This is a genomic window from Rahnella sp. BCC 1045 (assembly GCF_019049615.1).
In the GTDB taxonomy this organism is placed as follows: domain Bacteria; phylum Pseudomonadota; class Gammaproteobacteria; order Enterobacterales; family Enterobacteriaceae; genus Rahnella; species Rahnella contaminans.
Genome location: NZ_JAFMOZ010000141.1, coordinates 33,132 through 57,728, shown reverse-complemented (window position 1 = coordinate 57,728; position 24,597 = coordinate 33,132). Strand labels below are relative to the sequence as shown.

The 24,597-nt window shown below is 54.7% G+C and carries 22 protein-coding genes; 17 read left to right on the top strand and 5 right to left on the bottom strand.

Features of this window, described 5'->3' with window-relative positions; all coding sequences use genetic code 11:
- Positions 1–137 precede the first annotated feature (137 nt).
- The 3 genes from fadI (at position 138) to sixA (ending at position 4,553) form a co-directional block, all read left to right on the top strand.
- Positions 138–1,451, top strand: coding sequence for an acetyl-CoA C-acyltransferase FadI (gene fadI, locus J1782_RS21760; RefSeq protein WP_165058342.1), 1,314 nt, complete (start codon positions 138–140; stop codon positions 1,449–1,451).
- On the top strand, positions 1,448–3,649 hold the full coding sequence (fadJ, locus tag J1782_RS21755; protein ID WP_152324414.1) for a fatty acid oxidation complex subunit alpha FadJ: 2,202 nt from the start codon (positions 1,448–1,450) through the stop codon (positions 3,647–3,649). Before fadI ends, fadJ begins: the two co-directional genes overlap by 4 nt.
- Positions 3,650–4,064: 415 nt before the next feature.
- Complete coding sequence (gene sixA / locus J1782_RS21750; RefSeq protein WP_152324413.1) at positions 4,065–4,553, top strand: phosphohistidine phosphatase SixA; 489 nt, start codon at positions 4,065–4,067, stop codon at positions 4,551–4,553.
- An 84-nt stretch (positions 4,554–4,637) separates the two neighbouring features.
- Here sixA and smrB read toward each other — a convergent pair whose 3' ends face one another.
- The gene (smrB, locus tag J1782_RS21745) at positions 4,638–5,177 is read right to left on the bottom strand and encodes an endonuclease SmrB (protein ID WP_104924666.1); all 540 of its coding nucleotides are present in this window, start codon (positions 5,175–5,177) and stop codon (positions 4,638–4,640) included.
- Between the two features lie 202 nt (positions 5,178–5,379).
- Between smrB and prmB the strand changes: the two genes are divergently transcribed.
- The 6 genes from prmB to J1782_RS21715 all read left to right on the top strand — a co-directional run bounded on the left by prmB (position 5,380) and on the right by J1782_RS21715 (position 10,142).
- Positions 5,380–6,312 carry a 50S ribosomal protein L3 N(5)-glutamine methyltransferase gene (gene prmB / locus J1782_RS21740; RefSeq protein ID WP_152324412.1) on the top strand — a complete coding sequence of 311 codons (933 nt, stop codon included), beginning with the start codon at positions 5,380–5,382 and terminating at the stop codon, positions 6,310–6,312.
- A 74-nt stretch (positions 6,313–6,386) separates the two neighbouring features.
- Positions 6,387–7,472: a chorismate synthase gene (gene aroC / locus J1782_RS21735; protein WP_152324411.1), complete on the top strand. Its 1,086-nt coding sequence runs from the start codon at positions 6,387–6,389 to the stop codon at positions 7,470–7,472.
- An 85-nt stretch (positions 7,473–7,557) separates the two neighbouring features.
- Complete coding sequence (gene mepA, locus J1782_RS21730; RefSeq protein ID WP_101076466.1) at positions 7,558–8,331, top strand: penicillin-insensitive murein endopeptidase; 774 nt, start codon at positions 7,558–7,560, stop codon at positions 8,329–8,331.
- Between the two features lie 47 nt (positions 8,332–8,378).
- Positions 8,379–9,179, top strand: a complete 801-nt coding sequence (locus tag J1782_RS21725; protein WP_152324410.1) for a sulfite exporter TauE/SafE family protein — start codon at positions 8,379–8,381, stop codon at positions 9,177–9,179.
- Between the two features lie 102 nt (positions 9,180–9,281).
- Complete coding sequence (locus J1782_RS21720) at positions 9,282–9,839, top strand: elongation factor P hydroxylase (protein WP_208950881.1); 558 nt, start codon at positions 9,282–9,284, stop codon at positions 9,837–9,839.
- A gap of 24 nt (positions 9,840–9,863) precedes the next feature.
- Complete coding sequence (locus J1782_RS21715; RefSeq protein ID WP_152324408.1) at positions 9,864–10,142, top strand: YfcL family protein; 279 nt, start codon at positions 9,864–9,866, stop codon at positions 10,140–10,142.
- A gap of 74 nt (positions 10,143–10,216) precedes the next feature.
- On the opposite strand, the gene mnmC is transcribed toward J1782_RS21715, so the two are convergent.
- On the bottom strand, positions 10,217–12,247 hold the full coding sequence (gene mnmC, locus J1782_RS21710) for a bifunctional tRNA (5-methylaminomethyl-2-thiouridine)(34)-methyltransferase MnmD/FAD-dependent 5-carboxymethylaminomethyl-2-thiouridine(34) oxidoreductase MnmC (RefSeq protein ID WP_217153889.1): 2,031 nt from the start codon (positions 12,245–12,247) through the stop codon (positions 10,217–10,219).
- A 169-nt stretch (positions 12,248–12,416) separates the two neighbouring features.
- Here mnmC and fabB point away from each other — a divergent pair, with 169 nt between their 5' ends.
- The 4 genes from fabB (at position 12,417) to J1782_RS21690 (ending at position 17,098) form a co-directional block, all read left to right on the top strand.
- Positions 12,417–13,637 carry a beta-ketoacyl-ACP synthase I gene (gene fabB, locus J1782_RS21705; protein WP_101076146.1) on the top strand — a complete coding sequence of 407 codons (1,221 nt, stop codon included), beginning with the start codon at positions 12,417–12,419 and terminating at the stop codon, positions 13,635–13,637.
- Positions 13,638–13,768: 131 nt separating this feature from the next.
- Complete coding sequence (locus J1782_RS21700) at positions 13,769–14,242, top strand: DUF2946 domain-containing protein (protein ID WP_217153888.1); 474 nt, start codon at positions 13,769–13,771, stop codon at positions 14,240–14,242.
- Positions 14,243–14,330: 88 nt separating this feature from the next.
- A complete protein-coding gene (locus J1782_RS21695; protein WP_217153887.1) occupies positions 14,331–15,809 on the top strand; it encodes a PepSY domain-containing protein in 1,479 nt (492 codons plus the stop codon).
- 164 nt (positions 15,810–15,973) lie between these two features.
- Positions 15,974–17,098, top strand: a complete 1,125-nt coding sequence (locus tag J1782_RS21690; RefSeq protein WP_217153886.1) for an SLC13 family permease — start codon at positions 15,974–15,976, stop codon at positions 17,096–17,098.
- Here J1782_RS21690 and J1782_RS21685 read toward each other — a convergent pair.
- Positions 17,091–18,566 (bottom strand): PLP-dependent aminotransferase family protein, encoded by a 1,476-nt coding sequence (locus tag J1782_RS21685; protein ID WP_254303136.1) that lies wholly within the window; start codon positions 18,564–18,566, stop codon positions 17,091–17,093. The genes J1782_RS21690 and J1782_RS21685 overlap by 8 nt on opposite strands.
- A gap of 100 nt (positions 18,567–18,666) precedes the next feature.
- Here J1782_RS21685 and J1782_RS21680 point away from each other — a divergent pair, with 100 nt between their 5' ends.
- Positions 18,667–19,122 carry a rhodanese-like domain-containing protein gene (locus J1782_RS21680; protein WP_217153884.1) on the top strand — a complete coding sequence of 152 codons (456 nt, stop codon included), beginning with the start codon at positions 18,667–18,669 and terminating at the stop codon, positions 19,120–19,122.
- A gap of 8 nt (positions 19,123–19,130) precedes the next feature.
- Here J1782_RS21680 and flk read toward each other — a convergent pair whose 3' ends face one another.
- Entirely contained in the window at positions 19,131–20,180 is a 1,050-nt protein-coding gene (gene flk / locus J1782_RS21675; protein ID WP_217153883.1) for a flagella biosynthesis regulator Flk, read from the bottom strand.
- Positions 20,181–20,411: 231 nt separating this feature from the next.
- A complete protein-coding gene (locus tag J1782_RS21670; RefSeq protein ID WP_165058321.1) occupies positions 20,412–21,317 on the bottom strand; it encodes a DMT family transporter in 906 nt (301 codons plus the stop codon).
- A gap of 128 nt (positions 21,318–21,445) precedes the next feature.
- On the opposite strand from J1782_RS21670, the gene J1782_RS21665 reads away from it, so the two are divergent.
- The 3 genes from J1782_RS21665 (at position 21,446) to J1782_RS21655 (ending at position 24,597) form a co-directional block, all read left to right on the top strand.
- Positions 21,446–22,252, top strand: coding sequence for a helix-turn-helix domain-containing protein (locus J1782_RS21665; RefSeq protein WP_152324399.1), 807 nt, complete (start codon positions 21,446–21,448; stop codon positions 22,250–22,252).
- Between the two features lie 89 nt (positions 22,253–22,341).
- Complete coding sequence (pdxB, locus tag J1782_RS21660) at positions 22,342–23,469, top strand: 4-phosphoerythronate dehydrogenase PdxB (RefSeq protein WP_152324398.1); 1,128 nt, start codon at positions 22,342–22,344, stop codon at positions 23,467–23,469.
- A gap of 117 nt (positions 23,470–23,586) precedes the next feature.
- Positions 23,587–24,597, top strand: a complete 1,011-nt coding sequence (locus J1782_RS21655; RefSeq protein ID WP_165058317.1) for an aspartate-semialdehyde dehydrogenase — start codon at positions 23,587–23,589, stop codon at positions 24,595–24,597.

Genomic DNA, 24,597 nt, shown 5'->3' with positions numbered 1-24,597 from the left:
TTTCTTCTCACTCTCATTTCAGAAAAATTTGCTGTTGCTCGCACTTCAAACCCTTTCACTTTGCCAAATGTAAATACATAGTTAACACTGAGTTATCAGGTCTGACCTCTTAAGACCCTATTTACTCAGGAGCTTGTATGAACAAAGTCATTCCACTGGTTACGCGTGAAGGCGATCGCATTGCGATTGTTGATGGTTTGCGCACGCCGTTTGCCAAGCAGGCCACCGCCTATCACGGGATCCCCGCTGTGGATTTAGGTAAAACCGTGGTCAGCGAGCTGCTGGCGAAAAGTGGAATCGATCCGAAAGACATTGATCAGCTGGTGTTCGGACAGGTTGTCCAGATGCCCGAAGCGCCGAATATTGCGCGCGAAATTGTGCTCGGCACCGGAATGAATGTTTCGACCGACGCCTACAGCGTTTCCCGCGCCTGCGCGACCAGTTTTCAGGCGGTGGCGAACGTTGCCGAAAGTATTCTCAGCGGCACAGTGCGCGTCGGGATTGCGGGCGGGGCTGATTCCTCATCGGTGCTGCCGATTGGTGTCAGTAAACGCCTCGCCAGAGCACTGGTTGATGTCAATAAAGCGCGTACGCTGTCGCAGCGTCTTGCGATTTTCAGCAAACTGAAATTACGCGATCTGCTGCCGGTTCCTCCGGCGGTGGCGGAATATTCCACTGGCCTGCGCATGGGTGATACCGCTGAACAAATGGCAAAAAGCCACGGTATTTCCCGCGAACAGCAGGATGAGCTGGCGCACCGTTCGCACACGCTGGCCGCGCTGGCCTGGGAACAGGGTTATCTGAGCTCACAGGTAATGGCGGCGCAGGTTCCGCCTTATCGTGAAGTGCTGCAAAAAGACAACAACATCCGCCTGAATTCAGAAATCGGGCAGTACGCGAAACTGCGTCCGGCATTTGACCGTAAACACGGAACCGTGACGGCGGCAACCAGTACGCCGCTCACCGACGGTGCCGCCGCCGTTCTGATGATGAGCGAATCCCGCGCCCGTGAATTAGGGCTTGAGCCGCTGGGCTATCTGAAGAGCTTTGCGTTTTCCGCTATTGACGTCTGGGAAGACATGCTTCTCGGCCCGGCATACGCCACGCCGCTGGCGTTAGATCGCGCCGGGCTGACGCTGGCGGATCTGGATCTGATTGATATGCATGAAGCCTTTGCCGCGCAGACGCTGGCAAATATCAAAATGCTGGCCAGTGATGAATTTGCACGCGAGAAACTCGGTCGCAGTCAGGCAGTTGGCGAAATCGACTGGGATAAATTCAACGTTTTGGGCGGTTCGCTGGCCTACGGCCATCCGTTTGCCGCAACCGGCGCACGCATGATCACGCAAACGCTGCATGAATTACGCCGTCGCGGCGGAAAATACGGGCTGACCACCGCCTGCGCCGCCGGGGGCCTGGGTGCCGCAATGATTCTGGAGGCAGCGCAATGAGGGACAACATGGACAATTCCGTGCTGGCAGAACAGTCATCCGCAGAACCGGTTTCTGCATTCTCGCTGATGTTTACGGCAGAACATGTGGGCATCATCACCATTGATGTTCCCGGTGAAAAAGTGAATACCCTGAAGGCTGAATTTGCTCAGCAAATCTGCGCTATTTTGCAAAAAGCGCAGCAATATCCGAATCTGAAAGGTCTGGTGCTGGTTTCCGGTAAAAGCGATTCATTTATTGCCGGTGCCGACATCACGATGATTTCCGGCTGCAAAACGGCGGCTGAAGCCAGCGAACTGGCGCAAAAAGGCCAGACGGTGATGTCGCAGATAGCCTCGTTTTCCGTGCCGGTTGTGGCGGCTATTCACGGTGCCTGCCTGGGTGGCGGACTCGAACTGGCGCTGGCGTGCCATTCCCGCGTCTGCTCCCTTGATGATAAAACCCAGCTCGGCCTGCCGGAAGTTCAGCTCGGGCTGTTACCCGGTTCGGGCGGCACGCAGCGTTTGCCGCGGTTAATCGGTGCGCCGAAAGCGCTGGATATGATGCTCACCGGGCGCAGCATTCGCGCGAAACAGGCGCTGAGAATGGGGCTGGTGGACGACGCCGTGCCTTATTCTATTTTGCTGAAAACTGCGCTGGAACGTGTCGCCAAAGGCCGCAAATCCCGGCCACCTTTGCCGTGGCAGGCGCGGCTGGCTGGCGGTCCGCTGGGAAAAAGCCTGTTGTTCTCTTTTGTGCGTAAACAGACCCGCGCAAAAACGCACGGTAATTATCCGGCCACGGAAAAAATCATTGATGTGGTGAAAACCGGTCTCGATCAGGGCAGCGGAAACGGCTATCAGGCCGAAGCCAAGGCGTTTGGCGAACTGGTGATGACGCCGCAATCTGCCGCGCTTCGCGGTTTATTCTTTGCCTCGACGGCGCTGAAAAAAGAAAAAGGCGCTCACGCTGAGCCGTTGCCGGTCCACCGCGTCGGTATCCTGGGTGGCGGGCTGATGGGCGGCGGTATTGCGAATGTCACCGCGACCCGCGCCGGGCTGCCGGTGCGGATTAAAGATATTAATCAGGAAGGCATCCGCCATGCGCTGAAATACAGCTGGGATCTGCTGGAGAAAAAAGTCCGCAGCCGCAGGCTCACCCGTAACGAACAGCAGCGGCAGATGATGCTGATTTCGGGGACTACGGATTACAGCGGTTTTTCGCAGATTGATATTGTGGTGGAAGCGGTATTTGAAGACCTTGCACTCAAGCAATCCATGGTAGCGGAGATCGAGAAAAATGCGGCACCGCGTACCATATTTGCTTCAAACACCTCTTCTTTGCCGATTCATCTGATTGCGGAAAAGGCCACAAGGCCTGATCAGGTTATCGGCCTGCATTATTTTAGCCCGGTAGACAAAATGCCGCTGGTGGAAGTTATTCCCCATGCGGGCACCAGTGCGCAGACGATTTCGACCACGGTCTCGCTGGCGAAGAAACAGGGGAAAACGGCAATTGTGGTCGGTGACAGCGCCGGGTTCTACGTAAACCGCATTCTTGCTCCTTATATCAACGAAGCGGCACGCTGCCTGCTGGCTGGTGAGCCTGTCGATCACATCGATAATGCGCTGGTAAACTTTGGTTTTCCGGTCGGGCCAGTTCAGCTTCTCGACGAAGTGGGCATTGATGTCGGCACTAAAATTGGCCCGATTCTGGTGGAGGCGTTTGGCGATCGTTTTGCCGCCCCATCCGGCTTCGATGCAGTCCTGCAAGACGACCGCAAAGGCCGTAAAAATGGCAAAGGTTTTTATCTCTACGGCCAGAAAGGGCGTGGGGCGAAGAAAAAACAGGTCGATCCGTCGGTCTATCGTTTACTGAATGTCACGCCAAAAGCTCAGCAGTCAGGCGAAGAGATCGCACAGCGCTGCGTCATGCTGATGCTGAATGAAGCCGTCCGCTGCCTGGATGAAAATGTTATCCGCAGTGCGCGTGATGGTGATCTCGGGGCAGTCTTTGGTATTGGTTTTCCGCCGTTTCGTGGCGGGCCGTTCCGTTACATCGACACGCTCGGTGCTGCCACCGTGGTGAAAACGCTGGAACAACTGGCCCAGCGTTACGGTGAGCATTTCACGCCGTGCGACGCTCTGGTACGCAGGGCGGAGCAGGGCGAACGTTTTTATCCAGCGGAGGGCACCAGCGAAAAGGTCAGTAAAGTGTGACTGTGGTCACTGCTTATTACTGAGTTTCGCGGGAATCTGGAATGGATCCTGCTTGTGGCCAGACAAGGCCTGCGGGATCTTTTTTATAGTGAGACTGACTTTGTACAGAAACGATCCCAACCGATTGATCTACAACCGGAGTGGTTAAATAATCGCCTGAATAGTTTACAAGCGGTAAGTGTTGGTGTAAAAAACAGCGTTTTCTTTACGTGAACTTTCAGGCAAAATGCCCGACCGCTGATACTTACCATGCAAAGCATGTGGGCACAGCCGGTTAAGTGGATGTACTGCCTTACAGCTATCTTGTAATGAGAAAGGTCATTTTAAACATGATGAAAAACAGCTGGGCAATGGGTAATACAGCACGCACGGCGTTTCTGTATAGCGCTATTTTTGTTAACAAAAGCGGTGCAATATGCAAGTTGTAATTATGCGTCACGGTGATGCAGTTCTCGAAGCTGCCAGCGATTCAGTTCGCCCGTTAAGCGAATGCGGATGTGACGAATCAGTCCATATGGCGGCCTGGCTGAATGGTCGTGGCGTCAAAATTGATCGCGTCCTGGTCAGTCCGTACCTGCGTGCGCAGCAGACGCTTGAAAAAGTTCGCCAGTGTCTGTCTCTGCCTGAAAACGTAGAAATTGATATTCTCAAAGAGCTGACGCCTGGCGGTGATCCTGCTCTGGTCGCCAGTGAACTGCAACATCTGGCGCTGACCGGCGTCAGCGCTGTGCTGGTGGTTTCCCACCTGCCGCTGGTCGGCTATCTGGTCGCAGAATTGTGCCCGGGAGTTTGCCCGCCGATGTTCGCCACCTCTGCCATGGCAAGCGTGGAGTTGAATGCGCAAACCGGGCAGGGCAGCTTTGACTGGCAGTTTAGTCCGTGCCAGGTCATGGCTAAGGTTTAGTTTTCCGGGACGGAAAGCTAAACAAAGAAAGGCACAGCTTCGGCTGTGCCTTTCTCGTTTCTTGAAATCGATGTTTGTACGGGGTCAGCTTATTTTGTCGTCCAGTTCCACCAGCACCAGCAGGGCGGCGGTGCCACCCAGTTCTTTCGGGGCCTGATGGAACGCTTCGACGTCCGGATGTTGCGCAAGCCAAAGCGGGGTTTGCTGTTTGAGAATATGTTTGCCGTGACCGTGCATCACACAGGCGCAGTGAACATGTTCGCGGCGGCAGGCGGCGATCAGCGCCCCTAATTCCTGCTTGGCTTCTTTCTGCGTTAAACCGTGCAAATCAAGAAACAGCTCGGGGGAATAATCTCCGCGGCGCAATTTCTTCAATTCAAAATGGCTGACGTCTGGCCGGATGTGACGAACCGGGCCTTCTTCCTGCAACATCGGCTGGAATTCATCAGAAAAATAATAACTGGCGTCCACCTGCTCCTGAATCAGCTTTTTTGGTGACAACTCTGACACTTTTTTTCGCAACGGACGGTGAGTAATTGTATCGTTTTTCAGGCGCTTGACGCCCGGAACGGCTTCACGAAACAGGGCCGCTTCCTCCGGGCTCAGTCGGTGTTTTTTCTTCATTTTTTTATCGTCATTTTCGCTCAATTCCGACAGTGTACCTTCCGCCACCCTGCGGTTTAAAGAAAACTCAGGGTTAAATTCTTCGAGGCGTCGCGCAAGTGCGTTGACTAGCTACTGATTTGTGGCGGGCTTCGTGGCAAACTATGCGGAAAATTACGGGTTAAACGTCTGTTAAAAACCCTGTACTGCCTGGAGAACAAAATTGGACAAAATTTTCGTCGACGAAGCCGTCAGTGAACTGCATACCATTCAGGACATGCTGCGCTGGACCGTCAGCCGCCTCAATGCGGCCAATGTTTATTACGGTCACGGCACCGATAATCCGTGGGACGAAGCCGTGCAGCTGGTTTTGCCAAGCGTGTTTTTACCGCTCGACATTCCTGAAGACATGCACACGGCGCGTCTGACCTCCAGTGAGCGTCATCGTATTGTTGAGCGCGTGATCCGCCGCGTCAACGAGCGCATTCCGGTCGCCTATCTGACCAACAAAGCCTGGTTCTGCGACATGGAATTTTATGTCGATGAGCGCGTTCTGGTGCCGCGTTCACCGATTGGTGAACTGATTAGCCACCGCTTCTCCGGCATTTTGCACGACAAACCTCAGCACATCCTCGACATGTGTACCGGCAGCGGCTGTATTGCGATTGCCTGTGCTTATGCTTTCCCGGAAACGGAAGTGGACGCCGTGGATATTTCTGCAGACGCGCTGGCCGTGGCCGAGCGCAATATCGACACGCACGGTATTGAGAACTGGGTTACACCAATCCGTTCTGACCTGTTCCGTGAACTGCCGCCGCTGCAATACGACCTGATCGTCACGAACCCGCCGTACGTTGACGAAGAAGACATGTCCGATTTGCCGCAGGAATACCGCCACGAACCGGTGCTCGGTCTGGCCTCCGGCAGCGATGGCCTGAAACTGACCCGCCGCATTCTGGCCTGCGCGCCGGATTACCTGACCGATGACGGCGTGCTGATTTGTGAAGTGGGCAACAGCATGGTACATCTGATGGATCAATATCCTGAGATCCCGTTCACCTGGCTGGAGTTTGAAAACGGCGGTGACGGTGTCTTCATGCTGACTAAACAGCAACTGCTTGATTGCGCAGAAGAGTTCCGCGCTTACCGCGACTAAACACCCTGTTGACCGGCTGTTCGTCAGCCGGTCATTTTGAAAATAAACAACTTATTAATGGTTAAGGAGCCGTGATGGCAGGGAACAGTATTGGGCAGTTTTTCCGCGTCACCACCTTCGGCGAATCTCACGGTGTGGCACTCGGCTGCATCATTGACGGCGTACCGCCGGGCATCTCGCTGACAGAAGCAGATCTTCAACACGACCTCGACCGTCGTCGTCCGGGAACCTCGCGTTACACCACGCAGCGCCGTGAAGCGGATGAAGTCAAAATCCTGTCCGGCGTCTTTGAAGGCGTGACGACGGGCACCAGTATCGGCCTGATTATCCAGAATACCGATCAGCGCTCGCAGGATTACAGCGCGATCAAAGACGTATTCCGTCCTGGCCATGCCGATTACACCTACGAACAAAAATACGGCGTACGTGACTATCGCGGCGGCGGGCGTTCTTCTGCCCGTGAAACCGCAATGCGCGTGGCCGCAGGCGCGGTAGCGAAGAAATACCTGCTCGAAAAATTCGGCGTTAAAGTGCGCGGCTATATGTCCCAGATGGGCGACATTCACTGTGAACTGAAAGACTGGGATCTGGTCGAAACCAACCCGTTCTTCTGCCCGGATGAAAGCAAGCTGGAAGCGCTGGACGAACTGATGCGCGCGCTGAAAAAAGAAGGCGACTCGATTGGTGCCAAAATCACCGTGGTTGCCGAGCATGTGCCGGTTGGCCTTGGCGAGCCGGTATTCGACCGTCTTGATGCAGATCTGGCGCATGCGCTGATGAGCATTAACGCCGTGAAAGGCGTGGAAATCGGTGACGGTTTTGCCGTAGTCAGCAAACGTGGCAGCGAAAACCGTGACGAAATTACGCCAAACGGTTTTGAAAGCAACCATGCAGGTGGCATTCTCGGCGGGATCAGCAGCGGCCAGCCGGTGGTTGCGCATCTGGCGCTGAAACCGACGTCCAGCATCACCGTTCCGGGACGCACTATTAACCGTGAAGGCGAGCAGGTTGAGATGATCACCAAAGGCCGTCACGATCCGTGCGTGGGGATCCGCGCTGTGCCGATCGCCGAAGCCATGATGGCGATTGTGCTGATGGATCACCTGCTGCGTCAGCGTGCCCAGAACGGCGACGTTCATTCCACCGTGCCACGCTGGTAAGCCTTCGATGAAATTCTTACGTAACGTTCCTGCGTTTAAAACCGCCTGCGCCAGTCTTCTGGCGCTTGCGCTTTGCGCACCGGCCATGGCGGCAACGCCCTGGCAGAAAATTACTCAACCGATTTCCGGCGCGCCGCAGGCAGTGGGAAGTTACGCCAACGGATGTCAGATTGGCGCACAACCTTTGCCGCTGAATTCACCGGATTATCAGGTAATGCGTACCGATCAGCGTCGTTATTTCGGCCAGCCAGATTTACTGGCGTTCATCACGCGACTCGGTACTCAGGCACAGCAAAAAGGGCTGGGTACCATGCTGGTCGGCGATATGGCGATGCCTGCGGGCGGGCGTTTCAGCAGCGGCCATGCCAGCCATCAGTCCGGGCTGGATGTGGATATCTGGCTGCAACTGCCGCGTCAGCGCTGGAGCGAGCAGATGCTGCTCAAACCCCAGCCTATCGATCTGGTCAGTGCTAATGGCAAATCTATTGTGCCGAGCCAGTGGCAACCGCGTATCGAAACGCTGATCAAAATGGCAGCGCAGGATAAAGACGTGGTGCGCATTTTTGTGAATGCGGCGATCAAACAGCAGCTTTGTCAGGATGCGGGTGCAGACCGTGAATGGCTGCACAAAGTGCGTCCGTGGTTTGGCCATCGTGCGCATATGCATGTGCGTCTGCGTTGCCCTGCGGGGAGCACCGAATGTGAAAATCAGGCTCCGCCGCCTCCGGGTGACGGATGTGGTGCCGAGCTGCAAAGCTGGTTCCTGCCACCGAAACCTTCGACAGGTAAACCGGTGAAATCTGAGCCACCTCCGCTGCCGCCAACTTGTCAGGCGCTGCTGGATAAACACGTTCTTTAATAACGTTTCAATACCTCTTCGCCACGTAAAGCGGGACTGATAGAAAAATGGACTGGTTGATTGTTGCCCCCTGGGTAGTAGGTGTTCTGTTTTTAGTAGCGTTAGTGGCGGGATTTATTGACTCAATCGCAGGCGGGGGCGGCCTTATCAGCCTGCCTGCATTGCTGGCAGCCGGGGTATCTCCGGCCCAGGCGATTGCAACCAACAAGCTTTCGGCGGTAGGCGGTTCTTTCTCCGCCAGCCTGTATTTCGTGCGCCGGAAAGTGGTGGATCTTAACGATCAGAAGCTCAACATTGCCTGCACGTTTGTGGGGTCTGTGCTGGGAGCGATCCTGATCCAGCGCTTACAGGCCGATATGCTGCGTCAGATCCTGCCGCTGCTGATCATCTGCATCGGGCTGTATTTCCTGCTGACCCCGAAGCTGGGCGAAAGCGATCGCCAGCGACGTCTTTCTGCGCTCCCTTATGCACTGGTCGGTGGCGGCTGCGTCGGGTTTTATGATGGCTTTTTCGGCCCCGGAGCCGGTTCGTTCTACGCATTAGGCTTTGTGACGTTATGCGGTTTTAACCTCGCTAAAGCTACGGCGCACGCCAAAGTTTTGAACTTCACCTCAAACTTTGGTGGTCTGCTGTTCTTCATTCTGGGCGGCAAAGTTGTCTGGGGATTAGGATTTGTGATGATGGCAGGGCAGTTTATCGGCGCGCGTCTCGGCGCACGCATGGTGCTCACCAAAGGCCAGAAGATGATCCGCCCGATGGTGGTGGTCGTTTCGGTGGTGATGAGCTGCAAACTGATTTATGACAATCATGGTGCAGAAATCCACCAGTGGTTAAGCCTGCATTTATAATGTCAGCAGCAGCAAAATGCTTGCCTGAAGTCATGAAAATACGCGTTTAAACAAGGGTATATTGTCGCCCCTGATCTTACTTTAATGAGTTTCACTGCAATTATGTCTGATTCGACTGCAACACATAACTATCATCAATTGATCGACATTTTTGATTCCTGCTTCTTTGAGGAATTTAACGTTCGCTTAGTAAAAGGCGACGACGAACCGATCTATCTGCCTGCTGATGAACAAGAACCGTTTAACCGCATTGTGTTCGCACACGGTTATTACGCCAGTGGCATGCATGAAATTTCGCACTGGTGCGTGGCCGGTGCTGAGCGCCGCAAGCTGGTCGATTTTGGCTACTGGTACTGCCCCGACGGTCGTGACGCACAAACGCAAAGCGAATTTGAAAAAGTGGAAATCAAACCGCAATCTTATGAATGGCTGTTTTGCGCGGCGGCGGGTTTTAATTTCAACGTCAGCTGTGACAATCTGAGCGGCGATTGCGAGCCGGATCGCGTGGGCTTCCAGAATAAAGTCCGCGAAGAAGTGCTGCGCATGCTGGAGCAGGGCATTCCTGAAAGACCGGCGCGCTTTATTAAAGCGTTACAATCGTTTTACAATACGGCCCCTTTGACGCCTGCAGATTTCCCTGCATTGCAGCCGGTCGAATAAGAACTGAATACGAGAGGAAGAGTGATGATCGCAGAATTTGAAACGCGGATTTTAACGCTGATCGACGACATGGTCGAAAGCGCCAGCGACGATGAATTATTTGCCAGTGGCTATCTGCGAGGCCATCTGACCGTCGCGGTTGCCGAGGCGGAAGAGAATGGCGAACATACCGCCGAAGCGCTGAAAATTCGTGTTCAGGATGGGCTGGATAAAGCCATTAAAGCCGGAGAACTTTCGCCGCGCGATCAGCTTCTCGTGCAGGGGATGTGGGAAAATCTCTATCAGGCTTCCCTGCCAAACTAATCTTCTTTTCAGTAAAAATAAGCGCAGTAGCGGATTAACCGGCTGCGCTTTTTTATTGCCTGAGAAAGAGCAAATTAATGCGATTCGACCGGACGGCCTTTCAGCAATTTTCTGACCCACATACGGTTTGGATTGAGAGCTGCCAGCGTTTCGCTGTCCAGAGGTATGGGCTCACCGGCGATTTGCGCGGCCAGAATTTCTGCTCCAAGCGGCGCGGAACTCAGTCCGCGTGAGCCGAGCGCGCCAAACAGGAACAGATTTTCGTATACCGGTGCAGGCGCAACCGGACGGTTGCGCTTAACATCCAGATCGAGCTTTTGATAGCTTTCCAGCAGCGCGTCGTAATCAGACACGGAACCAATCATCGGCAGGTGATCGCGTGTTGCACAGCGTACGCCGTTGCGGGCTTCACCTTCACGGACATCCACGTCATGCGGCCATTGCTGTTGTGGCAGACAGTTAATCAGGCGCTGACGGTTTTCCTGCTGATCGTCTTCGCGGTAAACCGTGCATTTATCGGCGCGATGATAGCTGGCGCCGATGCAATGATGCTGGTTCTGCGGGCTGACTGGCGTCATATAACCGTCGTAACACAGCACCTGCTTCAGCTTGCTCAGCGCCGGTGTGGTCGGAATATGTGAAACCTGACCGCTGACCGCGTAAACCGGGAGTTTTTCACTCTGGGTGAAATCAGTGATATCCGCGCCGTTTGCCAGCACCACGGCCTGATGACGGGTTTCATGTCCGTCAGCAAACTTCAGCGTCCAGTTTTCGTTTGCATCGCGGCTTAACGCCGTGACCCGCTGACGATAATGCACCGCTAATCCCTGCGTTTGCGCCAGTGCGAGCAGCGAGGCGGTCAGTTCCGCCGGACACAACCATGCACCGAGCGGATACGTGATGCCGCCGCTGCCGCACGGTAATCCGCACAACGCTTCTACATTTTCTTCGCTCAGCCCCTTTGCCAGTTCTTCCGGCCAGCCACCTTTGAGTATGCCGTCAATTTTGCCCTGACTTTTTTCGTCATAACCGAGCTGCGTCACGCCGCTCCAGCCGTGGTCGAAAGGTACATCCTGCTTTTCCAGCTGCGCATACTGACGGCGGGCGAAGGTGAAGGCGTGCGCAAAGAAATTTTCCAGTGTGTCGCCACGGCCATTGAGCAGCGGATAAACAGCGCCCTGACGGTTACCGGATGCGCCAAGCGCCGGTTTTTCATCGGCGCAGTACAGCGTTACGGCATAACCACGACGCAAAAGCGCCAGCGAAAGTACGGCACTGGCGACGCCGCCGCCAAGAATCGCAAATTCAGTGGCATTTTTAGCGGGCGGGCGGAAATACCACGGCGCAGGATGAGGAATATCAATTCCTGCAGGCAGAACGCCGGATAACATATGCCGCTTTTCACCGAATCCGGGCACTTTTGCGATGTCAAAACCCGCGTCCTGCAATCCGCGGCGTACAAAACCGGCCACGGTAAATGTCGCGAAGGTGCCTTGCGGACGAGTCATTTTCGCCATCGAGCGGAACAAGTCTTCAGTCCACATATCGGGGTTTTTGGAAGGCGCAAATCCGTCCAGGAACCAGGCATCGACCTGCTGATTCATACTGGTGTCACATGCGGGCAGCAGGGTAGTCACATCGCCGAACCACAGGTCGAGGGTGATACGTCCGTCCGCCAGCAGAAGGCGATGGCAGCCGGAAAAAGCCATCGGCCATTGTTCGCAAAGTTGTGCTGAATACGCGGCGAGTTCCGGCCATTGCCTATGCGCTGTCGCCAGATCACGGGCAGACAGCGGGAATTTCTCGTAGCTGATGAAATGCAGGCGTTGCAGGGTGGCGTCGGGATGTTCCTCGCCAAAAGCGTCGAAGGCCTGCCACAGTGACAGAAAGTTCAGGCCAGTGCCAAAACCAGTTTCGGCAATGATGCAAAGCGGGCGAGGATGGGCGGAAAAACGCGCCGGAAAATGGTTGCCGTTGAGAAAAACATGACGTGTTTCCAGCAGGCCGCTCTGATTGGAAAAATAGACGTCATCAAAATGTCGGGAAACAGGTGTACCCTGTTCGTTCCAGCTTAATTCAGCGGGCGTGATCGGGCTGTGGCTCACGTGAAACTCTCTCAGTTCAAGGCGATGCCGGAGTTTAACGCTGCGTTTGACCTCGCGCAAATTTACCGCGATTTACACAAGGAATTGCTGATCGGACTTGTTCGGCGTACAACTGTACGCTAGAGTGCGTGACGAAATCCCAAATGGTGAATAGTACAAGAGGTATTAAATGAAACGTGCAGTGATTACTGGCCTGGGTATCATCTCGAGCATCGGTAACAACAAGCAGGAAGTTCTTGCATCTCTGCAGGAAGGTCGCTCTGGGATCACCTTCTCGCAAGAGCTGAAAGATGCCGGGATGCGTAGTCACGTCTGGGGTGATGTCAAATTAGACACCGCAGGCCTTATCGATCGTAAGATTGTGCGTTTCATGAGTGATGCCTCGATCTACGCTTACCTGTCCATGCAACAGGCGATTGAAGACTCCGGTCTGACACCTGAAATGGTCTCCAACGAACGTACCGGCCTGATTGCAGGTTCCGGCGGCGGTTCTCCACGCAACCAGGTTGCGGGTTCTGACGGCATGCGTGCCAAAGGCCTGCGCGGCGTTGGCCCTTATATGGTGACCAAAGCGATGGCTTCCGGCGTTTCTGCCTGCCTGGCAACTCCGTTCAAAATTCGTGGCGTTAACTATTCCATCAGCTCTGCCTGTGCAACCTCTGCTCACTGCATCGGTAACGCGGTAGAAATGATCCAGCTCGGCAAACAGGACGTTGTCTTTGCCGGTGGCGGTGAAGAACTGTGCTGGGAAATGGCGTGTGAGTTTGACGCGATGGGCGCATTGTCCACCAGCTACAACGAAACCCCTGAAAAAGCTTCCCGTACCTACGACAAAGCGCGTGACGGTTTCGTCATTGCAGGCGGCGGCGGTATGGTCGTGGTTGAAGAGCTGGAACACGCTCTGGCACGTGGCGCACACATTTACGCAGAAATCGTTGGCTACGGCGCAACGTCTGACGGCGCAGACATGGTAGCTCCATCTGGCGAAGGCGCAGTGCGTTGCATGAAAATGGCAATGAACGGCGTGGATACCCCAATCGATTACGTTAACGTTCACGGGACTTCTACCCCAGTCGGCGACGTAAAAGAACTGGGTGCAATCCGTGAAGTGTTCGGTTCCAAAACCCCGGCACTGTCTTCCACCAAAGCCATGACCGGTCACTCTCTGGGTGCCGCGGGCGTGCAGGAAGCTATCTACACCTTGCTGATGGCTGAACACGGTTTCATCGCGCCAAGCATCAACATCGAAAACCTCGATGAGCAGGCAGAAGGCATGGACATCATCACTAAACCGACTCAGCGCGAGCTGACGACTGTGATGTCCAACAGCTTCGGCTTCGGTGGCACCAACGCCACTCTGGTGATGCGTAAGCTGAAAAACGACAAATAATTCCTGTCGTTAAGCTAAAAATAAAGCCTGCTTTCGAGTGGGCTTTTTTACGTCCGTTGTTTATCCCTTCTGTTATATCTCAACAATTCAGGTACAATTTCGCCGCTTATTATTTTCACCTTGTTGACATAATGCTCTCACTCCAACGCCTTCATCACCGACATCGGCACTTCCCGGCCTGGCTGGGTATTGTGGCGATTTTGATGTTGTTTATCGCACCGGTGGTTTCTAAATCACGGGTGGTTGAGGGCGCGCAGCACATGATGATGCCCGGAATGGTGATGTCCGATATGGACATGCCTGACGGGGAAATGGCTGATATGGGGTGGTCAGACACCGAAACATCAGGTGAACATTGCCATCCGCAAGCCTGTAAAACGGCGCAACATGACACCGTGAAAGGGCTGATTTCCGGCGACATGAGCGATGCTGCCTGCGGTTATTGTGTGCTGCTGGCGCATTTACCGCTGCTCGGTTTGCAGGCCATGCCGATGCTCTGGTCGCTGGAGCTTTCCAGCCGTGCGCCTCCGCGTTCTCTCAAACAACGTTATGTACCTTCGCTGTTCTTTACCGATTCACAACCCCGCGCTCCGCCTGTTTTCTGATCTTCCCTTTTTAAGCCATTTCTTTTCAGGTTAACGACGATTTTTCGGCGTTAGCGATGTGCTATTTGAAATTCAGGAAATCAGATTTATGAACCAGCCTGCAAACCTGCGTGCAAACGCAGGGGAAAAACTGTCTGCGCAAACCGCGTTTCTCGCCCTGTTGCGGCGTCTGCATTTTTATATTGGTCTGTTTGTCGGGCCGTTTATTTTCGTTGCTGCACTGACCGGCACGCTGTATGTGCTGACGCCGCAGCTCGAAAATTACCTGTATGCGGACGCGCTATTCACCGATTCACAGGGCGCATCACAGCCGCTTTCACGTCAGATAGCATCGGCGACAAAAGTGGCAGAGATAAATCCAAAAATTTATGCCGTCAGACCCGCGCCGGAACGCGGAGATACCACGCGGGTGATGTTTTCTGATCCGCAACTGGGCGCATCCAAAAGCCGGGCAATATTCATCGACCCGGTGACGCTGGCGGTAAAAGGCGACATGACAGTTTACGGAACCAGCGGGATTCTGCCATTCCGCACCTGGCTGGATGATCTACATCGCGGGCTGTTACTGGGCGATATTGGCCGCGTGTACAGTGAACTGGCCGCCTCATGGTTATGGGTAGCCGCGCTGGGCGGTGTCGCGCTCTGGTTCACCGGACGCCGAAAACTCCGTACGTCACGCAAACTGAGCGAAAAAATTGAAAAGCAGCAGCGCAGCCGCCACTGGCACAGCACGCTGGGCGTGATTCTGCTGGCAGGACTGTTGTTCTTTTCCGCAACGGGGCTGACGTGGTCGCAGTGGGCAGGGGACAATATTGGTGTCTTGCGTGCCTATATGGGCTGGATGACACCGGCGGTCAAAACCAGTTTATCTCCTGAGTCAGTGGCTGCTCCTGCAAATGAACATGCAGAGCATCATGCGCATATGGATGAGATGCCGGATATGCCTGGCATGAATATGTCAGGAGACAAGATGCCCGCCTTACCGGCTGCCGTGGCGGTTTCCGCACTCACTTTCGATGGCGTTGTTCAGGCGGCAAGGGCGTCAGGTATTGAGGCGCACCGGATAGAAATCCGCCCGGCTTATACTGCCGATAAAGCGTGGACGGTGACGGAAGTTGACCGCAGCTGGCCGACACAGGTTGATGCGGTTTCGGTCGATCCGGTTTCATTACAGATTACCGACCACGTGCGTTTTGCGGACTTCCCTCTGCTGGCGAAACTCACGCGCTGGGGCGTTGATGCTCACATGGGCATCCTGTTTGGCATCTGGAATCAGGTCATTCTGGTTGCTTTTGGCACCGGGCTTTGCACGATGATTGCCTGGGGATACCGGTTGTGGTGGCTGCGCCGTCAGGGCGACGTCGGCAGCAGCAGCCCGGCCATCACCTTGTTGCAAACCTGGAAACGGGTGCCTTTTGCCTTGCAATGCCCGATAGCGCTGGTCACTCTGGGTTTAGCAATTTCCTTGCCGGTCATGGGCGGCAGCCTGCTGATATTCCTGCTGATTGATATCGTGCGCTGGCAGCATCAGAAAAAGGCGCTGAAAACGGCTTCAGCCCTGAGCTGAATTCGGGCTTTTTAAGCCGAATTCTCTTCCGGCGCTGCAATATTTGCAGCGCCGGTTTTTTATTTGCGCGATGCCTCGGGGAAATCATTTTTGGAGTGGCAGCGATTAATTTCTTCGGGTAACGTCAGCGCATCGGATAACCGGCTTTTTAATTAAGAAAAACCATGCTTATAACGGCTTTCAGCACAGTTTTTAAACCCTTTCTACGCGACAGATTCTTGCATCTTCTGGTGTTGCTGGGCGTCGCCCTGACGCTGTTCCAGACTGAGAAAATCATGCAGTTTCCGCTGTTCGTGGACTGGGACACCATCATCACCTTGCTCGGCCTGCTGATGCTGACCAAAGGCGTGGAAGTCAGCGGCTACTTTGATTTTGTTGGCCGCAAGATGATCAATGCCATCGACAATGAACGCCGGCTGGCACTGTTTCTGGTGATGGCGGCGGCGGTGCTTTCCACGTTTATGACCAACGATGTGGCACTGTTTATCGTGATCCCGCTGACGATTACGTTGAAAAAACTGACGTCGCTGCCGGTTACGCGGCTGATTATCTTTGAAGCGCTGGCGGTGAATGCCGGATCCTTACTCACGCCGATTGGCAATCCGCAAAATATCCTCTTATGGAATAAATCCGGCCAGTCATTCCTGCATTTTATCGGACAAATGGCTCCGCTGGCGCTGGTAACGCTGGTTGCATTGCTGATTGTCACCGGCTTTTGTTTCCCGTCGCGCAGCCTTAAAAAAACGGCGAACAATCAGGGTTATCCGTTTCAGAAACGCCTTTTAGCCAGCTGCGGCGTGCTGTATGTCGTGTTTATTGCCTGCGTGGATCTGGGGCTGGCGCTGTACGGCTTACTGGCGGTGATTTTGTGTTTTCTGCTGCTGGCGCGAAAAGTCCTGCTGCGGATCGACTGGCCGCTGATCCTGGTGTTTATCGTGATGTTTATCGATGTACGCCTGATTGTCGGATTAGACGTTTTACAGCCGGTCTTCGCGCGTATTAACGGGCTGCCGGATTACGGACATTATCTGCTGAGCATCGGTTTATCTCAGGTGATCAGCAACGTTCCGGCGACAATCCTGATGATCAACTATCTGCCTTCCGGCCCGTTACTCGCCTACGCCGTGAACGCCGGTGGCTTTGGTCTGGCGATGGGATCGCTGGCTAATCTTATTGCGCTGCGCATGGCGAATGACCGAAAGATCTGGCTGAAATTTCACTTTTACTCTTTCCCGTTTCTGCTCTTCAGCGGTCTTACCGGCTGGTCCCTGCTTCCGTTAGTCAGCTGATCGCGCCGGTATCGAGAGCGGCCAGCCGGTTAACGGCGAAGGTGATTTCAGCGGGAGTGAGGGCAGAAAAGCCCAGAAGCCAGCCATCACGATGCAGCGCATGCGGTTCGCTCTGATTGAGAAACAGCGGTGAAAGCCGCGGTGTTTCAACCCCCGCTTTTGCGGCCAGTGCGCTGAGTCGCTGCTCTTGTCCTGCGGGCAAATGCGCCGCAAGCTGTAAGCCTCCGGCTGCAACCTGCGGGGTCAGCCAGTCAATTTTTTGCCGGATTTGCTCCAGCAGATGATCGCGGCGGCTGTGATAAAGCTGACGGGAGAGACGCAGGTGCGAGGCGAAATGGCCGCTTTGCATAAATTCAGCCGTCACCGCCTGCATGAGCTGTGAAGAATGGCCGTCACTGACGGTGCGCAGCGTCACCATCGGTGCGACAAGTGAGGGAGGCAGCACGATATAAGCCAGACGCAGCGACGGGAATAAAACCTTCGAGAAGGTGCCCAGATAAATAACCTGCTGATGCTTATCCAGCCCCTGCATGGCCGGAAGCGGGCGTCCGTCGTAATGTAGTTCGCTATCGTAATCATCCTCGATGATCCAGCTTTCGTGACGTCTGGCGTAATCCAGCAAATGCAGGCGGCGGGGCAGACTCAGGCTCACGCCCGTGGGGTAATGGTGAGAAGGCGTGAGATAGATCAGGCGCGGCGAAGGAGAGTCGGCAGCAGGATTGATGCCCTGTTCATCCACTGGTATTGCACAAAGTCGCGCGCCGGCGCTGGTAAACGCATTACGCGCTCCCGGATAACCGGGTTCCTCAAGCCAGACCGTATCGTTGGGATCAATCAGCAACATCGACAGCAGTTGCAGCGCCTGCTGGGAACTGGTGGTGATCATGATGTGATCAGCGGAACACCGCACACCGCGTGACTGTTGCAGATAACCGGCAATCGCCTGGCGAAGGGGCGAATATCCCTGCGGATCGCCATAACCCAGCAAACGTTCGCCGTGCGTGCGCAGCTGTTTAGCGGTGATTTGCTTCCAGACTTTCAGGGGAAACGCGCGTAAATCCGGGGAGCCCGCTGCAAAAGCCTTGGGGAACAGCGGGTCGTTGCAGCCGCCGGTTGCCACAATATTCCGGCCGCGTGCTGAAAGCGTGGAAAATTTCGCTGGTGCGCTGCCGTTCGCACGCGGTGCGGAAGGGCGGGGAAGCGACTGGCTGACGAACGTGCCTTTTCCGGTCTGGCGCTGCAAATACCCTTCGGCCTCAATCTGCGCATAGGCTGCTTCCACTGTAATGCGTGAGAGTTTTAAATCGGCAGCCAGCATTCGTGAAGAAGGAAGCCGCTGCCCGACAGCCAGCGCACCGGTATTAATGGCCTGCCGCAGAACCGTGCAAAGCCGGTCGCGCAGACCGGGCATTTCGCCCGCGTTTTCAAAAAGAGTAATCAGTGCTGACGGTTGAGGCAGGATAGTCATAATGGGTCTTATTGATGGACGTAAATTGGTATTAATCATAAGGCCAAAACAAGAGATGATGGACCTGTTTTCAACACAGTAAATTGCAGAGGAAAATTTTATGTCACAGAGGTCTTATGTTCTGGCTTACGAACCGCCTTCTCCCGAAGTCAGCGCAGCCTATTTACAGTCAAAACTGAGCTTTTATACCGATGCCGCGGATGTGGCAGCCGATTTACAAAATGGCGTGACCGGCATTGTGGTTATTGATACCCGTTCTGCTGAACATTATGCGCGCGGTCATGTGCCCGGTGCGGTCAGTTTTCCGCATAAAAATATGACGGCAGAAAGCACCCTCGGCCTAAATAAAGACGTCGTGTATGTGACGTATTGCGACGGGATTGGCTGTAACGGTTCTACGCAGGGCGCGTACAAACTGGCGAAGCTGGGGTTTCGCGTGAAAGAAATGATCGGCGGGCTGGATTTCTGGACTCGTGACCGGCATCCGGTCGAGAAAGGCGAAGCGCGCGGAGTTTATCCGGCGGACTCCGCCCCTGAAGATTGCGGCTGTGCGTGAGCAGCGTCTTAAAAGACCGCCCACAGTAGCAATACGACGACCACAAAAGCGATAAACACTAACGGTTTGCCGCCGAGCGCTTGCATGGAAGGCGGCAACATGGCCACGAAAGGATTCATGATCGGCTGCGGATCGGTACGTGAGACGGTGGTAAAGTTGTCATCGATGTCTTCCGCGTGCGGGGAGCGGTCAACGCGCTGGCTGAACAGTACGCCAATCAGGTCACTGACCTGAACCGGCGTCAGCGGCGTGGATAACGTCGCGCTGAAACGGTTTTCGACATACTCGGTGAGCTGACGTATTTCATGCGTGCTGGCCGGTTGTTTCAGTACACTCAGCAGTGTTGTCAGCGTCGGCGCAGTGGTTTGCTGGCTGAGTGACGCTTTTACCTGCATGAACTGGCTTAACAGCTGAAAATGCTTAGCCGGGATCGAATCGCCGACTTTTACGCCCACCAGATTGAACAGTTCCTGCCAGACTTTGACCGGCGCTTCACCGGTAGCCGCGCTGAGACGTGTGACCAGTTGTTGCAGGCTGTTATGTTCCGCAGGCAGCAGTGGGCGATCGGTGACCGGCGTCTGCTGAGGTTGTGGAATATTCATCTGGCGTGTCTGGATCAGATCCAGCACTTGCTGAAGCTGCGGATGCGTCAGCTGGCTCAGAACAGTATGACCAAAGTTCTGGCGAATAAAATCACTGACGGCCTGACGATTATTGCCCTGCGGCAACAGCTCGGTCAGCTGCAACATCAGTTGGCGGGTCGCGTGGCTGTCCTGCGCCTGAGTCAGTTTCCCCTGCAACAACGTCTGCGCCTGAGGAAATTGTGACGAGGTGATTTCCGCACCATGAGGCAGCGAAAGATCGTGGCGCAGGTTGGCCCAGATCTCAGCAGATTTTATGGGAGTCAGCGCCATCAGTTTCACAATCAGCTTTTCCAGCGTGGTGCGCTGTGCCGGTGTGAGCGGTAATTCGCCTCCCGGTTTAACCGGAACGGTCTGACCCTGGGGCTGTGTTCTGTTGTCGCCAACCGGCATGCCCGGGCCGCTCAAAGGTTGCATATCACCGTCCTTCGCTGGAAATTTAAACGTCGCTTGATGAGTAAGCGCGGCGCAAAGCGCAGAAGCGCCTCATCATACCTGCAAAGTGTTTTAACCGACACCGTGAATAGCAGCCCGGTGAACATTCATGAGGATATTGTTTCTGAAAACGGTGGGTAAAAACATCTTACTGTACGCAAAAGCGTAAAAGGGGAAGGTGCCATCCCCCTGAACGGGGGATGGCAGAGAGGTTTAACGCGTTTCTTTGTGCCGTTCGCCGGATGTGCGGCCAAACAAAGGCTTACGCAGACGCTGTGCAAGGATAACCCCGACCAGCGTGATGCCGCCGCCGATCAGATGGTAGCTTTGCAGGTGTTCATGCAGGAACAACACCGCAATTATTGCTGTGAAAATGGGTGACAGGTTCATGAAAATAGAGGCTTTGTTCGCGCCGAGGCGGATAACGCCCTGTATCCATAAAAAAGGCGCAATGATTGACGCGGGGATCCCCGCGAAAACCACCAGCGGAATATTGTGTATGGTCAGGCTGACATCTTTCGCCATCAGGAAGTTAGGCAGCAACAGTAAGACGCCGAAAATTATCTGCACATACAACGACTGCCAGTTCGGTAGCGGGATCGCCCATCGTTTGGTCAGGACGCCATACAGCGCGTAGGACGCCGATGCGGCAAACATCATCAGCTCACCGGTGCCGATACCGTGTTGCAGCAACTGCGCCGGATCCCCCGCACTGACCAGCCAGATTAATCCGCTGAGAGAAACAATGCTGCCCACGGCCACACCGACCGTCGGTACCACGCTCAACATAAATAAGCTAATCAGAACGGTCAGCAGCGGGATCAGGGAGTTAAGGATCCCCATAAACAGGGCGCTGACGCTGTGCGCGGCGTAATACGCCAGGCTCTGATAAAGCACCATTCCGAGCAGGCCAAGGATCAGCAGTTTCCACCAGTATTGTCTGACGGCTTGCAGGTTACGCAGAACGCCGGGCAGGACAAAAGGCGTTAGCGTCACCAGCGCCAGAAGCCAGCGGTAGAAAGAGATAGCAGCCGGGTCTATCGTACCTGAGGCTGCCTTGCTGACGACCGCATTCAGTGACCAGATCAGCACGGCCAGCAGCGGAAAAAGTACATTCATTGGAAATTGTCTCTGAGTAAATCGTAACGCAAGTGTACGATTGTCTTATTTGTTAGAGATAACGATAATCAGACAACTGTTCACGCAATTAAGACAATTGCAGTATTGCTCACAGACAATAGGGTTTTATGCCAACTCCACGTGCTTCATCTCAGCATTCGTCGTCTCCCCGCTATTATCCGCCGTTGCCGGAAAAAGTGCCGGTGACACTGTTGTTTCGCGGCGAGATTGTTGAAGGGAATTCCGAGTATGTTCAGCATTCACATCCGTGGAGCCAGATTATCTGCGTGAAGTCCGGCGTTCTGGCGATGCTGGTCGGGGGGAAGCGCTATCTGGCACCACGCGAGTTTGCGATCTGGGTGCCCGCCGGCGTGGAGCATTCCAGTTATAACCGCAAAACGACGCGATTTTGTGCGATTGATATCGCTCCGGCGCTGAATCAAGATCTGCCTTCCACGCCGTGTTTGCTGACGCCGACGGCCATTTTCAATGCAATCGCTGATGACTGCTTTTCGCGCAATATGTCGGAGCCGGTCACTGAAGCGGACCTGCGCATGTGTCGCGTGCTGCTGGATCAAATCAGTCTGGCACCGCGTCAGAATACCTATCTGCCCACTTCCGAAGATAAATTGCTCTCGCCGGTGCTGAGTGCGCTGGAAAAAAATCCGGCGGATAATACGCCGCTGGCGCAATGGGCGACGCAGGTTTATACCACCGAACGGACGCTTTCGCGCCGCTGCCAGCAGGAGTTAGGCATGGGATTTGCGCAGTGGCGTCAGCGGTTGCGCTTTCTGCATGCCATCTCGTTGTTAGAGCAGGGTAAAACCGTACATGAGATTGCGCTGGATGTAGGATATAGCTCGGCGTCGGCGTTTATTGCCATGTTCCAGCACATTTCCGGCACCACGCCACAACGTTTTCGTAACGACAGGTAAACCCGGTTGGGATCTCATTTCATATCGTGGCAAAATCAGTGTCCTCTTTATTTTCTATTCTTTCTTAGGCCTTGCTGCCGGAGACAAACGTGAAAATCCTGGTTGATGAAAATATGCCGTATGCCGTCGAGCTTTTTAGCCGGCTGGGGAACGTGCAGGCCGTGCCTGGCCGCCCAATTCCACAAGATGCGCTCAATGATGCTGACGCGCTGATGGTGCGGTCCGTGACGAAAGTGAACGAAAGTTTGCTGGCGGGAAAACCGGTGAAATTTGTAGGTACCGCAACAGCGGGTACCGATCACGTTGATGACGCATGGCTTGCCACGCAGGGTATTGGCTTCTCGGCGGCGCCGGGTTGCAATGCGATTGCGGTAGTGGAATATGTCTTTTCTTCGCTCCTGATCCTTGCGCAGCGCGATGGTTTTCAGCTGCGCGACAAAACGGTCGGGATCATAGGCGTCGGTAATGTGGGTTCGCGCCTGAACGCCCGTCTGGAAGCGCTGGGTGTCCGTACGCTGCTTTGCGATCCGCCGCGCGCCGATCGTGGCGATGCCGGTGAATTCTGGCCGCTGGAAAAACTGGTCGCCGAAGCCGATATTCTGACGTTCCATACTCCGCTGAACATGTCAGGCCCTTATGCCACGCATCATCTGGTCGACGCGGATTTACTGGCGCGTCTGCCGGGTGACCGTATTCTGATTAACGCCTGCCGTGGTGAAGTTGTCGACAACGCCGCGCTGCTTGAAGCACTTAACGGCAGCAAAAAACTGACCGCCGTGCTGGATGTCTGGGAACCGGAACCTGATTTATCGCTGGCGCTGCTGGATAAAGTCGCCATCGGGACGGCGCACATTGCCGGTTACAGTCTGGAAGGCAAAGCACGTGGCACCACGCAGGTTTTCGAAGCGTTCAGCCAGTTCATCGGACAACCGCAAACCGTGCCGCTGGAATCCTTACTTCCTGCTCCGGAATTTGCCGAAGTGATGCTCAGTGGCGCGCTCAGCGAAGCCAAACTGCTGCGGCTTATCCACTTAGTGTATGATGTGCGCCGCGATGACCGGCCTTTGCGCCGTGTGGCTGGGAAACCGGGCGAATTCGATAAGCTGCGCAAGTTCTATGAAGAACGTCGCGAGTGGTCATCTTTGCGGGTGATTTGCGACGATGCAGCAACTGCTGATGTGCTGAAAAAACTGGGTTTTAACAGCGTTACGGGCTAAGCCTTAACGCGCCCTTAAGCTTTTTAGCCTACAGTGACGCGATAACTATTTGAAAGCAGGGCGGTGATTATTCATCGCCCCTTGTATTTTGTACTTTTATTTCTGGAGAATACCAACATGTCTGATGGCTGGAATATTGCGCTGCTTGGCGCGACGGGTGCAGTCGGTGATGCGTTACTGGAATTATTGGCTGATCGTCAGTTCCCGGTTGGTGAGCTCTTCCCGCTGGCCAGCGACCGCAGTGCGGGTCAGACCGTGCGCTTTAATGGCAAAAGCCTGCGCGTGCAGCTGGCATCCGGGTTTGACTGGTCCCAGGTTCAGCTGGCGTTCTTTGTTGCCGGTACCGAAGCCTCGACGTTGTATGCCGAAGAAGCCGCCAATCAGGGGTGTCTGGTGATTGACAGCAGCGGTCTGTTCTCACTCGAAAACGATATTCCGCTGGTGGTGCCGGGCGTGAACCCTGACGCGCTGTCCCATTACCGTAACCGTAATATCGTGGCGGTTGCTGACAGCCTGACTAGCCAGCTTCTGACGGCGATCAAGCCGCTGACCGAACAGGCCGGTCTTGCCCGCCTGCACGTCACTTCTCTGCTCTCTGTTTCCGCGCTGGGCAAAGCCGCCGTGGACGATCTGGCCGGGCAAAGCGCCCGTCTGCTCAACGGTATTCCGGCAGAAGAAGGTATTTTCACTAAGCAGCTGGCGTTTAACCTGTTGCCGCTGGTGAGTGACGAAGAGGGCAGCGTTCTTCAGGAACGTCGTCTGGTCGATCAGGTTCGCAAAGTTCTGCAAAATGACGGTCTGCCAATTTCCGTCAGCTGTGTGCAGTCACCGGTATTTTACGGCCATGCGCAGGTTGTGCATCTTGAAGGTTTGCGTCCGCTGTCTGCGGAAGAGGCGCGTACTGAACTTGAACGTATCGATGATATCAGCCTCAGCGAAGAAGATGATTTCCCGACACAGGTCAGCGACGCTTCCGGTAACGCGAATCTGAGCATCGGTTGTATCCGCAATGACTACGGCGTGCCTGAATTACTGCAATTCTGGTCAGTGGCTGACAACGTGCGTTTCGGCGGTGCCCTGATGGCGGTTGAGACCGCAGAAAAACTGATTAACGAATACTGGTACTGA